Annotated in this window: 15 protein-coding genes and 2 tRNA genes; 15 read left to right on the top strand and 2 right to left on the bottom strand. The window is 61.1% G+C overall.

The window, feature by feature from the left end:
• Nucleotides 1-59: 59 nt before the first annotated feature.
• The 5 genes from H5P28_RS03655 to H5P28_RS03635 all read left to right on the top strand — a co-directional run bounded on the left by H5P28_RS03655 (nucleotide 60) and on the right by H5P28_RS03635 (nucleotide 5,382).
• A complete protein-coding gene (locus tag H5P28_RS03655) occupies nucleotides 60-959 on the top strand; it encodes a LysR family transcriptional regulator (protein WP_185674358.1) in 900 nt (299 codons plus the stop codon).
• A gap of 226 nt (nucleotides 960-1,185) precedes the next feature.
• Complete coding sequence (locus H5P28_RS03650) at nucleotides 1,186-2,061, top strand: nucleotidyltransferase family protein (protein WP_185674357.1); 876 nt, start codon at nucleotides 1,186-1,188, stop codon at nucleotides 2,059-2,061.
• A gap of 28 nt (nucleotides 2,062-2,089) precedes the next feature.
• On the top strand, nucleotides 2,090-2,746 hold the full coding sequence (locus H5P28_RS03645; RefSeq protein WP_185674356.1) for a hypothetical protein: 657 nt from the start codon (nucleotides 2,090-2,092) through the stop codon (nucleotides 2,744-2,746).
• A gap of 555 nt (nucleotides 2,747-3,301) precedes the next feature.
• Nucleotides 3,302-4,390 carry a hypothetical protein gene (locus tag H5P28_RS03640; RefSeq protein WP_185674355.1) on the top strand — a complete coding sequence of 363 codons (1,089 nt, stop codon included), beginning with the start codon at nucleotides 3,302-3,304 and terminating at the stop codon, nucleotides 4,388-4,390.
• Between the two features lie 77 nt (nucleotides 4,391-4,467).
• On the top strand, nucleotides 4,468-5,382 hold the full coding sequence (locus H5P28_RS03635) for an NAD-dependent epimerase/dehydratase family protein (RefSeq protein WP_185674354.1): 915 nt from the start codon (nucleotides 4,468-4,470) through the stop codon (nucleotides 5,380-5,382).
• Between the two features lie 138 nt (nucleotides 5,383-5,520).
• Here the strand turns inward: H5P28_RS03635 and H5P28_RS03630 are convergent, their stop codons facing one another.
• Nucleotides 5,521-6,480, bottom strand: a complete 960-nt coding sequence (locus H5P28_RS03630) for a hypothetical protein (protein ID WP_185674353.1) — start codon at nucleotides 6,478-6,480, stop codon at nucleotides 5,521-5,523.
• A gap of 185 nt (nucleotides 6,481-6,665) precedes the next feature.
• Here H5P28_RS03630 and H5P28_RS03625 point away from each other — a divergent pair, with 185 nt between their 5' ends.
• The 3 genes from H5P28_RS03625 to hspQ all read left to right on the top strand — a co-directional run bounded on the left by H5P28_RS03625 (nucleotide 6,666) and on the right by hspQ (nucleotide 9,124).
• Complete coding sequence (locus H5P28_RS03625) at nucleotides 6,666-8,051, top strand: class II fumarate hydratase (protein WP_185674352.1); 1,386 nt, start codon at nucleotides 6,666-6,668, stop codon at nucleotides 8,049-8,051.
• 104 nt (nucleotides 8,052-8,155) lie between these two features.
• Complete coding sequence (locus H5P28_RS03620) at nucleotides 8,156-8,596, top strand: Fur family transcriptional regulator (RefSeq protein ID WP_185674351.1); 441 nt, start codon at nucleotides 8,156-8,158, stop codon at nucleotides 8,594-8,596.
• Between the two features lie 177 nt (nucleotides 8,597-8,773).
• On the top strand, nucleotides 8,774-9,124 hold the full coding sequence (gene hspQ / locus H5P28_RS03615) for a heat shock protein HspQ (RefSeq protein ID WP_185674350.1): 351 nt from the start codon (nucleotides 8,774-8,776) through the stop codon (nucleotides 9,122-9,124).
• 189 nt (nucleotides 9,125-9,313) lie between these two features.
• On the opposite strand, the gene H5P28_RS03610 is transcribed toward hspQ, so the two are convergent.
• The gene (locus H5P28_RS03610) at nucleotides 9,314-10,324 is read right to left on the bottom strand and encodes a CvpA family protein (protein ID WP_185674349.1); all 1,011 of its coding nucleotides are present in this window, start codon (nucleotides 10,322-10,324) and stop codon (nucleotides 9,314-9,316) included.
• Between the two features lie 164 nt (nucleotides 10,325-10,488).
• On the opposite strand from H5P28_RS03610, the gene lysS reads away from it, so the two are divergent.
• The 7 genes from lysS (at nucleotide 10,489) to rplK (ending at nucleotide 14,994) form a co-directional block, all read left to right on the top strand.
• Nucleotides 10,489-12,003 (top strand): lysine--tRNA ligase, encoded by a 1,515-nt coding sequence (gene lysS, locus H5P28_RS03605; protein ID WP_185674348.1) that lies wholly within the window; start codon nucleotides 10,489-10,491, stop codon nucleotides 12,001-12,003.
• Nucleotides 12,004-12,120: 117 nt separating this feature from the next.
• A tRNA-Thr gene (locus H5P28_RS03600) sits at nucleotides 12,121-12,196 on the top strand.
• A 27-nt stretch (nucleotides 12,197-12,223) separates the two neighbouring features.
• The gene (gene tuf, locus H5P28_RS03595; protein ID WP_185674347.1) at nucleotides 12,224-13,414 is read left to right on the top strand and encodes an elongation factor Tu; all 1,191 of its coding nucleotides are present in this window, start codon (nucleotides 12,224-12,226) and stop codon (nucleotides 13,412-13,414) included.
• 92 nt (nucleotides 13,415-13,506) lie between these two features.
• Nucleotides 13,507-13,582 (top strand) — tRNA-Trp (locus tag H5P28_RS03590).
• Between the two features lie 124 nt (nucleotides 13,583-13,706).
• Nucleotides 13,707-13,922 (top strand): preprotein translocase subunit SecE, encoded by a 216-nt coding sequence (gene secE / locus H5P28_RS03585; RefSeq protein WP_185674346.1) that lies wholly within the window; start codon nucleotides 13,707-13,709, stop codon nucleotides 13,920-13,922.
• A gap of 28 nt (nucleotides 13,923-13,950) precedes the next feature.
• Nucleotides 13,951-14,535 (top strand): transcription termination/antitermination protein NusG, encoded by a 585-nt coding sequence (gene nusG / locus H5P28_RS03580; RefSeq protein ID WP_185674345.1) that lies wholly within the window; start codon nucleotides 13,951-13,953, stop codon nucleotides 14,533-14,535.
• 33 nt (nucleotides 14,536-14,568) lie between these two features.
• The gene (gene rplK, locus H5P28_RS03575; RefSeq protein ID WP_185674344.1) at nucleotides 14,569-14,994 is read left to right on the top strand and encodes a 50S ribosomal protein L11; all 426 of its coding nucleotides are present in this window, start codon (nucleotides 14,569-14,571) and stop codon (nucleotides 14,992-14,994) included.
• Nucleotides 14,995-15,002 lie beyond the last annotated feature (8 nt).

Below are 15,002 nucleotides of genomic sequence, written 5' to 3'. Positions count from 1 at the left end.
GAAAAATCTTTCATTGGGGAAATATATACTTACTATGCGTGCGATAGTTAAGGCCTATTATGGAAATGCACCAATTACGCTACTTCGTGGAGCTGGCCCGGCAGGGGAATTTCTCGCGGGCGGCGGAGGCGTGTTATGTTTCGCAGCCCTCGCTCAGCCAGCAGATCATGAAGTTGGAGGACGAACTGGGCCAGCCGCTGGTCCAGCGCACGCGCAAGGGGGCGCGGCTGACGCACTTCGGGGAGACGATGCTCCCCCGCGCCCGGCGCATCCTGCTGGAGGCCGAGTGCATCCGCGACGAGGCCCAGGCCCACAATGACATCGCCTGCGGCAAGATCAACCTCGGGGCCATCCCGACCATCGCTCCCTTTCTCTTGCCCGCGTTGATGGAGCGCTGCCTGGCCGAGTACCCGCAGATGGAGCTGTCGCTGGTCGAGGACACCACGAACGACCTTGTCTCCGGCCTGCGTAACGGGCGGCTCGACTTTGCGTTGATGAGCCGGCCCTTTCCGTGGGAGAATGAGTTGGAGGCGCGCACGCTCTTCGACGACGAACTCCTGCTCACGCTGGCCGAGAGCCATCCGCTGAACAAGCGCCGTCGGATCAAGCTGGAGGATCTGGCCGAGTACCCCATGATCGTGATGAAGGACATGCACTGCCTCGGGCGTCAGAGTATTTCCCTCTGCGAATCCTCGGGGCTGACGCCGAAAGTCTCCATCGAGAGCGCGCAGCTGGAGACGGTCGTTTCCCTGATCGAGGGTGGGCTGGGTTTTTCCTTTATCCCGAAAATGGCCGCCGAGCAGATGAAGCACCGCCGGGTGGGCTTTCACTCCGTCTCGCCCCAGTCGGTCAGCCGGGCCATTGTGCTGGTCTGGGCCAACACCGGTAGCATGACCCGCACCCAGCGCGCCTTCCACGACATGGTGGTGGAACTGAGCGCGGTCCCAAGGGCCTTGTGATGCCTCCGGTCACTGACGAGAAGGGAAGGGATTTAACAGGAAGTTCGGGAAGAACGCGAAGCAAGGGCGCGGAAGCGTATTCTTTCTCACTTCCCGGCCTTCCTGTTAAAAAAACAATCCGGTCAGCCCCTGAGCATAGAGCAACTGTGTTTGAAAACCTGTGCGTGGGGGTGATTCGCGGGTTGCGTTCGGGCGGGTGGGGCGCGAAGCTCCCTGCCGCTTTTTTATGAAACCGACTCTCCTCGTCCTCGCCGCCGGAATGGGCAGCCGCTACGGCGGTCTCAAGCAACTCGACCCGATGGGGCCCAATGGCGAAACGCTGCTCGACTATTCGCTGCGCGACGCGGCGGCGGCGGGCTTCGGGAAAGCGGTCTTCGTCATCCGCCGGGACTTTGCCGAGGCTTTCCGGCAAGGGGTGGGGGAGAAGGCCACCGCGCTGATGGAGGTGGAATACGCCTTTCAGGAGTTGGGGGACCTGCCCGCCGGGTACATCGTGCCGGAGGGGCGGACGAAGCCCTGGGGCACGGCTCACGCGATCCGCGCCGCCCGCGCGGTGGTGAACGATCCCTTTATCGCGATCAATGCCGACGACTATTACGGGGCCGATGCCTACGCGCGCATCCTCGCGCACCTGCGCACGCTCGACCCCGCCGAGGCGGGCGAACTGTGCATGGTCGGTTACCCGCTGAAAAACACCCTCTCGCCCCACGGGAGCGTCAACCGCGGTGTCTGCCGACTCGACGGCCCTTTCCTGCAAACGGTGGAGGAACACACGGACATCCGGCAGGAGGACGACGGCAACGTGCGCGGTAACAACCTCGCCGGGGAGCGGGTGGAGATCCCGCTCGACGCGCCGGTGTCGATGAATTTCTGGGGCTTCACTCCGGCGCTCTTCGCGGTGCTGGAGGAGCATTTTTGCGAATTCCTGCAAGCCCACGGCGGGGAACTCAAGTCCGAGTGCTACATCCCGACCGTGGTGGACGACCTCATCCGCGCCGGGCGCGCCCGCTGCACGGTCCTGCCGACGAGCGGGGAATGGTTCGGCGTGACCTACCCGGCGGACAAGCCCCGGGTGCAGGAGCGTTTGCTTGCGCTGGGATGATGGATTGCCCTACGATGGGGTGATACCCATGAGAAACCATCGTTGCCTGCTGTGGGCTGTTGCCCTCATCGCTTGCCTCTCCACGCTGCGTGCTGACACGTTCAGGGCGTATTTTTTTATTGTGGATTGGCCGTGGATGGAGGCTCAGGGCTATGATATGGACGCCGTGAAGGCAGAAACTGTTCCGGTTGAGGATGGAAAGATGATGACCCTGTACTCGCTGCCGGAGTTTTATAGCGGGCCGGATCCGGATGCCTACACGCGTCTGGCCGGGCAAGCCCTGGCCGACATGGGTGGCAAAGGTCTCACGCTCCTTGCCTACGGGGAACTGGAGCAGGCGGAGCCGGGTCTCTGGTCGCTGGACCAGTCGTGGACCTTGTCCTACGCCACGGCGTTGGATGAGTCCGGCGAGCCGTCGGAGTTCGAGGAGCGGCAGGTCGGGTTTACGGCTGAGGTGCGCGAGGATGGCCGTGGTCGCGGCCAGGGTGAGATAAAGCTCAGCCTCGTCACGCTGGATAAGTGGTTGCCGCTGGCAGCCGGATCGCCGATTCCCGTGCCCCTTTTCTCCACACGGGAAACCAGCTCGAAACAGAATCTGCCGGAAGAGCTGCCGCTGGCCACCATGCCGTGTATCGGTAAGGATGAGGTGTGGTTTTTCGTCTTGCATCGGGTGGCGGAAGAGTAGGTCGCCTGGGTTAGGTCGTGTCTTCAAATTATCTCACGTCGCCCACTTGGCCGGATTTTGGCCCGTTTTTCGTTTCCTCGGCTCGGAACGGAGCGAAGCGCAGATGGACAAATACGCAGTATTTGGGGCGAAGCCCTGAGCCGAAGGCGAATCAATTCTTGAATTGCCTCGCCTCGAAAGCCGAAAAACATGCTCAAAACCAACCTGCGTGGACTCGCTCCGTAATTTGAAGACACAACACTAGTGTCCCGTTAGCTTAGTTCCTGATAAAAATATTTTCACCGCAGAGGCGCAAAGACGCAGAGCGAACTCTGTATCCACGAAGTTTTCTGTGCTTCTTGTGCCTTTTTGTGGCCATTAACATTTGTTAAGAACTTAGCTAACACGACACTAGGCTAGGCCTGAGTTGACTACACCGAACGGCTTTGGGTCGGATGGCCGGCCAAGGGATGAGGTCTGTCCCCTAAATGCGCCTGTAACATCCGGTAAAAGCGGAATTCGCGCTGGATATCGGGGGTTCTGGCCGTTTGAGTGGGGCATTAACCCCTTCGGTTTATGGCAGAAAAAGCGGTTTTAGTAGATAAACTCCCCCCGGTGAGCACGGAGGTGGACGATTGGACGCCGGTGCTTTCCGGTCAGGCGACGGAGTCCACCGCCACGGCGGTGGTCGAGGCGTCGTCCGAGCCGTTGACGATCACGCCCTTCGACAAGCTGACGTACCAGTCGTTTCTGGTCGATCTCGTGCTCTTCGGCCTGTTGGGGGTGTTTTTCCTCGCGCAGGCATTCCGGCGGCGGGCGCAGGTCCACTTCGGGGAGATGGTGGGCTTCGGGATCTTTTTGTTCGTGTTGGCGGGGAGCTTTTTCGTCGCCAAGTCCAGCTTCGCTGAGTTCCTCTCGGGGCACTCCGACACCTATAACCTGGTCGTGCGCGGGGCCTGCTGGACCTTCCTGGCACCGTTCCTTTTTGTCATGCTCTCGCGCCTGATCCATGTGGCGAAAAAGGACTTGCCGGTGTACGTGGTGATGTTCGGCATGGCTGCCGGGGTCTTCTTCTTTATCGCGCTGTCGAACCTCGCCAGCGTGTCGCAGGGGCTCCAACTCGTGTTCGCGTTGGGGTCGTTCACGTGTTCGGCCAGCCTGATCGTGATGCTGTTTTTCACCCTCGGTTCGCTGCCGGAGGATGACGTGCCGGAAAACCTCCGGCGGGGCGTGACGGTGATCGTGCTGGTCATCGCCTGCGGGTGGTTCCTCTACCCGTTCCTGAATCTGCTCTCGCGCTTCCTGCCGAGCAGTTCGCTTTATCCGTTCCTGCTGAACATGGTGGACCTGGTGACGGTCGTGCTGATCGCGTACGGGTTCTATCAGGGAGCCGGTCGCAAGGCCGCCCGTATCGTGATGAAGCCCGCCTTCCGCAAGGCCCGGATTGCTCCCTCCACCATGGAGGTGCAGGAGATCCTCGAAGACGAGGAACCGGTCGCGGACGAGGACGCCGCCTACACCGGGGAACCGGCGGCTGAGGTTGCCGAATTGCGGGCCGAGGCTGAAGGGGAAGATACCGCTTCGGGTGACGACTCCGCTGTCGCCCGCCCCAAGCCGAAGTTCCGCCGCCCAGCCAAGCGGATGAAGGATTCCGACGAAAGCTGAACGCGGCTTGCCATCGGCGGCAGATGCTTTAAAGGGGTAGTATCTTCTCTCACCAGACCCGGAATCCCAGTATCCCCATGTCTTCAAAACCTCTCCCTCACCAACCCACACTCGTTATCTTCGGCTGCGGCTATGTCGGCTCGGAAATCGCCCGGCAGGCGCTGGCCAAGGGCTGGCAGGTCCGCGCCCTGACCCGCAACCCGGAGAAGGCGCAGGCCCTGCGCGCCCTCGGCCTGACGCAAGTCGAAGTGGCCGATCTCGACAGCGACGCATGGCACGACAAATTTGACCGGGACCAGGACTTCGTCCTGAACTGCGTCAGCTCGGCCGGCGGCGGGATCGACGGCTACCGCAAGTCGTACATCGACGGCCAGCGCTCGATCCTCAAGTGGGCCGCCACGGGCCACATCGGCACCTACGTTTACACCAGCGCGACGAGCGTTTATCCGCAGGCCGACGGCGAGTGGGTGGACGAGACCGCCCCAACCGAAAACGCTTCCGAGACCGGCTCGCTCCTGCTGGAGTCCGAAGACCTGCTCAAGGGCGCGCCCGGCCTCAGCCGCTGGTTCGCGTTGCGCCTGGGGGGGATCTACGGCCCGAATCGCCACTACTTTGTGGACATGCTCAAGGCCGGTAAGACCGAGTTCCCCGGCTCGGGCGAAACCTGGCTCAACCTCATCCATCGCGACGACATCGCGCGGGCTGTTTTCGCCGCGTTCGAGGCTCCGGCCCAGGTGGCGAACCGGATTTACAACGTGACCGACGGCCACCCGGCTCCCCGGGGCGAGATCATCGGCTGGCTGGCTCAACAGTGCGGGCAACCCGAGCCGGTCTTCGCGCCGGATCAGGCCCGTTCGCGTGACAGCGGACGGCGTTCGGAAGCCGGACGGATGCCCGACCGCCGCATCGACGCCGGACTGATCGAGCGCGAGCTTGGCTGGAAGCCCGCCTATCCGACCTACAAGGACGGGTTTACCGAAATTTTGCGGTAGGGCCTGCCTCTGCTCGTTTTGTTGCGCCTTGGAGATGAAGAGATGAATTCGCCGCAGAGACGCCAAGGCGCAGAGGTTGGGGGATGAAAAGCATTTGGACTTCCCGGAAAATGGGAGGTCGGCTTGACTGCCCGTACCCTACACGTTCTGGAGGGCGGGGCTGGTGGGGTGGGAGTCGCCGGAGTCGGGTTGTCGGCGCAGGCGCAGACGGGAGCGGGCGTGTTGCGAGGGGGTGGAGCCGCGCTGCAGTTCCTGCCAGATCTGGTGGCGCAGATGCTCCCAGTACTGCTCCACGTAGCGGGTCGTGGTCTCGTCGTGTTCGCTGTCGGCGGCGCGAATCTGCTCGGCGAGCGCGGGGAGGTCGGTTTGTAAAAACTTCTCCAGCCGGTCGATGGCCCCGTCGATATGACTGTGGGCGGTGGCGATGTCCTGCTCGCGGATCGTGTGCACGCTTTGGCGGGCGTGAAGGATGGTCAACCGGGGCAGGCTGATGTGGCTGAGATAGGTCTGGCGGGTCTCGTCGGTGTGCCCGTCGGCGAGGTCGTTGAAGTGGCGGATGGCCCGGTCCACGCGCTGGCCGCTGGCGGCGGCCTCGTCGAAGCGCTCGTGGGCGTTGGCGTGAAAGGCTCGGTTCTGGGCGTCGTACTGCGCGCACATGGCGGCACGGGCCTGGCCGAGCCCTTTGAGGAAGTCCAGGATCGCCTGCTGGAAGTCGCCCAGGCTTTTGCGCAGGTCGCGGTAAAAGACCTTCACGCGCACGCCGGTGCGGTATTCCTGGTCGCTTTCGCTGAGGAAGCGTTCGAGCAGGCGCTCCGTCTCGGCGCAGAGCGTTTTCCAGCGTTCGGCCCGGTCCTTGATGACGCTGATCTGGCCGTTAATGGCGGTGGCCAGGGCGCTTATTTCTCGGCGTTTGTTTTCGGAGGCTTCCGTGACGAAGCCGACGCGCTCGGTCAGCGTGAACGACGATTCGAGCTGCTGGAGACGCGTTTTCATCTCCCGCACGGAGGTTTTCAGTTGGGAGACTTCCTGGTTGAGGCGCAGTTCCTCTTCGATGTTTTTGATAATCTGCGGCGTGCTTGGCAAAAGGGACGCGTCCATGCTCTTTACCATCCATCAATGGATGATTTCCCGCATCGTAGCAAGGCTGTTTAGGGTAAATCTCTCATTTTTAAGGGAGAAATTTGTGTAGCATGCTTTCGCTGTGGGTGGTCAAATTCCCAAGCCATTCATTGCGCGGTTTGAGTTGCGCAGGGCAGGTCGTGGGCGTAGGATGGACGTTACTTATGCGACTCGAAAAAGACTCCATGGGTGAGATGGAGGTGCCGGACGAGGCCCTCTACGGTGCTTCAACGCAGCGCGCGGTGCTGAACTTCCCGGTTAGCGGCCACCGGATGCCCGAGGGGTTTATCCGTGGACTGGGGCTGGTCAAGTGGGCCTGCGCCGACGCCAACGAAAAGCTGCGGCGGCTGTCGATGGAAAAGGCCGAGCTGATCAAGCGCGCTTGCCAGGAGGTGATCGACGGGAAGCTGTCGGAGCATTTCCCGGTGGATATTTTCCAGACCGGCAGCGGCACCTCCTCGAACATGAACCTGAACGAAGTCGTCTCGAACCGCGTCTGCCAGTATGTCGGGAATCCGATTGGCTCGAAAAAACCGGTCCACCCCAACGACGACGTGAACATGGGGCAATCCTCCAACGACATCGTCCCGACGGTGCTCCACGTCAGCCTCGCCGTGGCGATCAAGGAAAAGCTCGTGCCCGCGCTCCGCCACCTCTTTGAGGAACTCGACGGCAAAGCCGAGGATTTTAAGGACATTATCAAAATCGGCCGCACTCACCTGATGGACGCGACCCCGTTGTCGCTGGGGCAGGAGTTTTCCGGCTATGCCGCCCAGATGCAGAAGGCCGTTGTCCGCGCCGAGGACGCCATCGACCGGCTGGAGGAGCTGGCCATTGGCGGAACCGCTGTGGGCACGGGCATCAACTGCCACCCGGACTTTCCGGGGATGGTCTGCGAGGTCCTGCGGGAAAAGACCGGGATCGGCTTCCGCGAGGCCGATAACCACTTCGAGGCCCAGGGCGGGCGCGACGACTGCGTGGAAGTCGCCGGGCTGCTGGCGACCATCGCCGCCAGCCTGACCAAGATCGCCAACGACATCCGCCTGCTGGGCTCCGGGCCGCGTTCCGGCCTGGGTGAGCTGAGCCTGCCGCCGACGCAGCCGGGCTCCTCCATCATGCCCGGCAAGGTCAACCCCGTCATGAGCGAGATGATCGTGCAGCTCAGCAACTACGTGATTGCGATGAGCAATCTGGTGGCGGTCTGCGGGCGCGACGGCCACTTCGAGCTGAACGTGACCATTCCGACCATTGCCTACGCCCTGCACGACTCGGTGGAAGTCCTCGCCAACGGCGCGAACACCTTTGCCGACCGCTGCGTGGCGGGCATCCAGGTCAACAAGGAGCGCTGTCGCGAACTGGTCGAGCGTTCGCTCATGCTGGTCACGGCGTTGAATCCCTACATCGGCTACGACAACGCGGCCCGCGTGGCCAAAAAAGCCCACAACGAAAACAAGACCCTGAAGGAAGTCCTGCTCGAAGAAGGGCTCATGGACGAGGCCGAGATCGACAAAGCCCTCGACCCCAAAGACATGATCCACCCGAAGGCCTGAGGATTCGTTTTCCGGCCCCCTCCGGGGCGCGTCTCAAATAAAGACGACCGATCCTTGCCAAGCCGGGGGGATGGCTTCATATTACGGGGTAACGTTTCTATCGTATGACACATGCACACGAAAAGCCCCGGATTGACGACGCCATCGATGTCCTGAGACGCGAGCATTACCGGATCACCGAGCCGCGCAAGGCCATGCTGGCGGTGCTGGTCGAGCAGTCCAGACCGCTTTCGGCGGAGCAGCTTCACCAGTTGGTCGGTTCGGACAAGGCCGACCTGGTTACGATCTACCGCAGCCTGGAAGCCTTTGAGAAGGCCGGGATCGTGCAGCGTTTCAACCTCGAAGCCGGCGGCAAAGCCCTTTACGAACTGGTGGCTGAAAACCACCACCACCATCACATCATCTGCCGCAAATGCCACCGGGCGGAGAAGCTCGACTTCTGCGAGGCCGAAAAACTCGAAGCCCTCGCGAAAAATCTCGGCTACGAGAATGTCAGCCACGTGCTGGAGCTTTACGGCGTCTGCGAGGATTGCCGCAGCCATTGAGGGCGGATACGTCTGAGTTCCTTTCCGCCGGAATCATATCGCACCATTCACGTGGCTTCGCAGCCCGTTTTCGTTTATCTGAACAGACCCCGGCATGGACCGCCTGCAGGCCAAGTGGCGCCGTTCGCTTTTTTCGTTGTCCGGCTGCTGGTTCGCCGGTAGGTCTTTCGCCCGACCATGATCGCACCCAGAGAAGCTTTTACCAGGCGGCAGCCGCGTTTCCTTATCGGCCAGGTGATTCGCCATGCCCGCTATGGCTACCGGGGGGTGATTGTGGCTTTCGACGAAAAGTGCCGTGCCTCCGAGCAGTGGTACGAGCAGAACCAGACTCAGCCGGAACGCAACCAGCCCTGGTATCATGTGCTGGTGGACGGGGTGGCTTACTCGACCTACGCGGCTGAAACCAGCCTGACCGAAGACGATTCAGGCGAGTGCATCATCCACCCCTGGACGGAGCTGTACTTTTCCGGTTTCGACGCGGGCCGCTACATCCGGAACCTGACCCCTTGGCCGTATTCGGCCCCCTGAGCGGAGTCACACTGCCAGCTTTATTAAACCACAGAGGGCACCGATGGACACGGATTGTTCAACCGGGTCAGGAAATCTTGCTCTCCGTGCCTTTGTGCCTCCGTGTGCGTCTCTTTATTTAATATACGGCAGGTTTCGCGCAGCTAGCCGCGCCGCGCGAGCGGAAAATGTGCTTCCTGCGTTGCGCGATTACGAGCCTTCGACTGGCTCGATGATGATGACTTGAGGCGTGTCGTTCTGCTCCGGTTGGTTGGGGACAGGGAAGGGGGTTGGAGCTTGAGCCGGGGCGTTGAGTGCCTTGTCCAGTTCGGCTTCCAGCTCATACTCTTCCAGCAGCGCGGTAAACTGGCCGTCGTGGGCGAGGGCAACGACCTTGGGGTGGCTCATGAGGCCCTGAAGGTCACGCTGTTGGGCCAGGGCGGCGATTTCTTCATCGGCGATAAGTTCCTGCACCTGGGGGTCGTCCAGCAGGCGGCGGGTCTGCGGCTGTCGGGCGAGAATGTCCAGCGCCACCGGGTCGCTCATGACGCGGACCACCTTGTCTGTGACGCGATAAGTCTTGTCCGGTATCGGATCGATACGCGCGATGAGATCTTCACCGGGCAGGCCTTCCAGTGAGGCGTTCAGGCGGGCGATCCAGCCGAGGGAGTTCAGCGCGAGCTGGGCTTCGGCGGGGACTTCCTCGGAGTCTTCACGCTGGGAGTTGGCCTCCAGCACTGGCCCGTAGCCGCGGATGAAGCTCTCCCCGAACTGCCCCACGACGCGGACCATGACGAGCATCAGCAGGACGCTGAGCACGCCCAGCACGAAACCGGCAAGTGCGCCGCCGGTGCCGACCATGCGCTTGAGCTCGGGGTCATCGACCTTGCGGGTGGGGCGAAAAACAAACATCCCGATCAGGCTGAAGCCCACGCTGAAAAGCAGGAAACCGCCGATTCCGCCGAAAAGCCGGAGCACGGCTGGCGGGTAGGGGAGGAACTTCCCCGCGAGCGCGCCCCAGAAGTCGGCCCCGAAGTAGCCCACGCAGATGCCGCCGATCAGCGCGATGACGCCGAAGCTTTTTCGGCCAAGGCCTTCGCGGCGGCCGTCGAGGATGCTCAGCAGGATGAAAAGCGCGCACAGTGCCAGAAAGCCGATTCGCAGGCTGGGGGTCGCGGTCAGGTCCGGCATGATCCAGGCCGGGGCGGATTCGAACGTCATAGCTTCTGATTTATCACGTGAGCCTGACTTGCCAATCGTTAAGACGCGGAATTTTCTTCACGGGTTACGCTCAAAACGGTCCGGCAGTCGCCTTCCGGTGCCGGTTCGCGTGAAAAACGATTTGCCAAATGCCGCCGGGAGGCGCAGTCTCATCGCTTTTTCCCATGAGCGAAGCACAGACAGACAACACGAGCGACCTGATTGCCGTGCGCCGCAAGAAGCTGGCGGACATGCGGGAGCGGGGCACCGATCCCTTCCGCGCCAACTGGGACCAGACGCATACCTCCAAGACTGCGCTGGTGGCCTACGAGGATTTCGAGAAAACGCTCCCGCCCGCCGACTCCGAAGACGCGCACGCGCCGGACGGCCCCGAGGTCTCCGTGGCCGGGCGCATCGTCACCTTCCGCCTCATGGGCAAGGCCAGCTTTGTCAAGATCCTCGACCGCGACGGGTTGATCCAGCTCTACGTCCAGCGCGACGCGCTGCCGGAGGGCCTCTATAATGAAGAGTTCAAGAAGCTCGACCTGGGCGACATCATCGGGGTCCGCGGGCCGCTCTTCCGCACCAAGACGGGCGAAGTCACCGTCCGGGTACAGGACTACAAGCTCGTTTCCAAGGCCCTGCGCCCGCTCCCGGAGAAGTTCCACGGCCTCACCGACAGCGAGCAGATTTACCGTCAGCGCTACCTCGACCTGATTACCAATCAGGAGTCGCGCGAACGCTTCATCACCCGCAGCCGGATTATTCAGGAAATCCGCAATTACCTGTGGAAGAAGGACTTTCTCGAAGTCGAGACGCCGAGCCTGCACGGTGTGGCCGGCGGGGCCGCTGCCCGGCCCTTCATCACGCACTTCAACGCGCTGGACTGCGACTTTTACCTGCGGATCGCGCTCGAACTCCACCTCAAGCGCCTGCTCGTGGGCGGTTTCGACCGGGTGTTCGAACTGGGACGTGTTTTCCGTAACGAGGGGCTTTCCCGCCGCCACAACCCGGAATTCACCATGCTGGAGGTTTACCAGGCCTATTCGGACCACCGCGGCATGATGGACCTGATCCGTGGCATGTTGCACCACATTTGCGAAAACGTCCTGGGCACCTACCAGATCAAGCGCGCCGACGACGACACCATGATCGACCTTTCCGGTAACTGGCGCGAAGTTGAGTACGCGACCCTCGTTAAGGAGGCCACCGGCGACGCCGACTGGTTCACCCGCTCGCGGGAGGACAAGCTGGCCGCGACGCGGAAGTTCGGTATCGAGGTCAACCCCGAGTTGGCCGACTACGAGATCACTCAGGACGTTTACGAAAAAATGGTCGAGCCCAAGCTCATTCAGCCGACTTTCGTCACCCGCATCCCCAAGGAGCTGATCCCGCTGGCCAAGCTCAACGAGAGCGGCGACGGCACGCTGGACATCTTCGAGCTGGCCATCAACGGGCAGGAAATCGCCCCGGCCTATTCCGAGCAGAACGACCCCATCCTCCAGCGCGCCATGCTGGAGGCCCAGGTCGGCGAGGAGAAGCAAAACCTCGACGAAGATTTCCTCGTGGCACTGGAGCACGGCATGCCCCCGGCGGGCGGTATGGGCGTCGGCATAGATCGTTTGATTATCCTGTTGACGGGTGCCGCTAATATCCGCGATACCATTCTCTTTCCGGCCTTGCGTCCGGAAAAAATCTGATCAAGGTTCTTTCTTTTCCGCTCCGGACAAAAAAACGAAAAAAGCATCACTAAAAGTGTTGACTGTAGATTTTTAGGTGCCCAATGTCGTGCCCTTCATTTTTGTCCCTCTTTGCGGGCCCCGGTAGCTCAGTCGGCAGAGCGCGTCCTTGGTAAGGACGAGGTCGGCGGTTCGAATCCGCTCTGGGGCTCCAGCTTCTCTTCAAACACTCAACATCAACATGGCTAAAGAAACCTTCGAACGTACGAAACCCCACGTCAACGTGGGCACCATCGGTCACATTGACCACGGTAAAACCACCACGACGGCTGCGATCCTCAAGGTCCAGGCCGACAAGGGCCTGGCTGAGTACAAGCCCTACTCCGAAATCGCCAAGGGGGGTACGGTTCGTGACGAAACCAAGACCGTGACCATCGCTGTCGCTCACGTCGAGTACCAGACGGACAACCGTCACTATGCTCACGTTGACTGCCCCGGCCACGCCGACTTCGTCAAGAACATGATCACCGGTGCTGCCCAGATGGACGGCGCTATCCTCGTGGTTTCCGCCGCCGACGGCCCCATGCCGCAGACCCGTGAGCACATCCTGCTCGCCCGTCAGGTGAACGTGCCGAACATCGTTGTGTGGCTCAACAAGGTTGACCTCCTCGACGACGAAGAGCTCCTCGAGCTCGTCGAAATGGAAATCCGCGATCTGCTTTCCAAGTACGACTACGACGGTGACAACATCACCATCGTTCGTGGTTCCGCCACCGCCGCCCTCGAAGGCAAGCCCGGCGGTGCCGAAGCCATCGGCAAGCTCATGGATGCCATCGACAAGGACATCGCCGAGCCCGAGCGCGACATCGACAAGCCTTTCCTCATGTCCGTCGAAGACGTCTTCTCCATCACCGGTCGCGGTACCGTGGCCACCGGCCGTATCGAACGCGGCGTGGTCAAGGTTGGTGAAGAAGTCGAGATCGTCGGTCTCGCCGACACCCAGAAGACCACCGTCACGGGTGTGGAAATGTTCCGCAAGCTGCTCGACCAGGGCCAGGCCGGTGACAACGTCGGCCTTCTCCTGCGTGGCATCGAAAAGGACAAGATCCAGCGCGGCCAGGTCATCGCCAAGCCGAACACGATCAAGCCGCACGCCAAGGCCCAGGCTGAAATCTACGTCCTGACCAAGGACGAAGGTGGCCGCCACACGCCGTTCTTCACCAATTACCGTCCGCAGTTCTTCTTCGGTACCGCCGACGTGACCGGCGTCGTCTCCCTCCCCGAGGGCGTCGAAATGGTCATGCCGGGCGACAACCTTACCATCAACCTCGAGCTGCAGAAGGCCGTCGCGATGGAAGAAGGCAAGCGCTTCGCCATCCGCGAAGGTGGCCGCACCATCGGTGCCGGTCGCGTGACCAAGATTGTGCAGTAAGGGCGCACCCGCGTCTGAGCTTTTTCGCCGGGGGCCCTTGGAAAAGGGTTCCCGGCTTCTTCATTAACAGAAAGACAGGCAACTTTTTGCGTAGGGCGGTAGTTCAATTGGTAGAGCAGCGGTCTCCAAAACCGCAAGTTGGGGGTTCGAATCCCTCCCGCCCTGCCACTTACGCAAAGACACGTTTGAATGTTTAAGAGTTTCGGGCCGAAGGGTCTGGTGTCATCACGGCAGAGACAACGGCGTCCCGGAACTTTCAAACTTTCAAACCTTCAAACTTCCCATCACTCTAATGGCCAATCCTTTTAACAAAATCCGCCTCTTTTTCCAGGAGACCCGTATCGAGGTCTTTAAGAAGGCTGTTTGGCCCAATTTCAAGGAATTGAAGGAGATGACCGCCGTTGTCATCATCGCCGTCTGCCTCCTTGGCGTGTACATCGCCGTGGTTGACTTCGCGAACTTCAACTTTGTCGCCTTCTTCAGCGACCTCGTCCGCGGCAACAGCTAAGCCCCGCACCTTTACCCCCTAGACGCCCATGACCAGCACCCATTCACTTGCCGGTTTGCACTGGTACGCCGTTCACACCCTCTCCAACATGGAGGGAAAGGTTAAGCGCTACCTCGACAAGTTCATCGAAGTCGAGGAAATGGGGGATTACATTGAGGAGGTTCTCATGCCGACCGAGGTTGTCACCGAGGTCAAGAACGGCAAGAAGAGCCAGAAGACCCGCAAGCTGTATCCCGGCTACCTGTACATCCGCATGCGCATGTACGACGAGTACGGCAAGCTGCTGCACAAGCCCTGGTACTTCGTCAAGAGCATCCAGGGGGTAATCGGGTTCCTCGGCGGCGAAGACGACCGCCCCACGCCGCTCAAGCAGAGCGAGGTCAACACCATCCTCGACCAGGTCAAGGCGGCCGAAGGGGTCGAGAAGCCCAAGGTCGTTTACGAAGTGGGCGAAGAGGTCAAAATCACCGACGGTCCGTTCCTCAACCTCATCGGCAAGATCGACGAAGTCGATCCGGAGCGCGGCCGCCTCAAAGTTTCCGTTTCCATCTTTGGCCGGTTCACCCCGGTCGATCTGGAATACTGGCAAGTCGAACGAGCGGAAGAGTCTTAAATCAAGACGGCTCGCTAACACCGCATACATACCATGGCTAAAAAAGTAGTAGGAACCGTACGCTTACAGCTGCCCGCTGGTGCGGCCAACCCGGCGCCGCCGGTTGGTCCGGCCCTCGGCTCGGCAGGGGTCAACATCATGGCCTTCTGTAAGGAATTCAACGCCAAGACCAAGGGCGAAGCCGGCATGATCCTGCCGGTCGTCATCACCGTTTACGCGGACCGGTCTTTTACCTTCATCACGAAGAGCCCGCCCGCTCCCGTCCTGCTGAAGAAGGCCGCCGGCATCGCCAAGGCCTCCGGCACCCCCAACAAGGAAAAAGTTGGCAAGGTGACCCGCAAGCAGATCCTGGAGATCGTCGAAATCAAAAAGGCCGACCTCAACGCGACCGACCCCGCCCATGCCGCGCGCATGATCGAGGGGACCGCCCGCTCGATGGGGATCGAAGTCATTGACTAACCTGTAAG

The sequence above is a fragment of the Ruficoccus amylovorans genome (genome assembly GCF_014230085.1).
GTDB classification, from domain to species: Bacteria; Verrucomicrobiota; Verrucomicrobiia; order Opitutales; family Cerasicoccaceae; genus Ruficoccus; species Ruficoccus amylovorans.
Note: the sequence above shows the minus strand (reverse complement) of the source record. Positions and strands in the feature narration are given on the sequence as shown.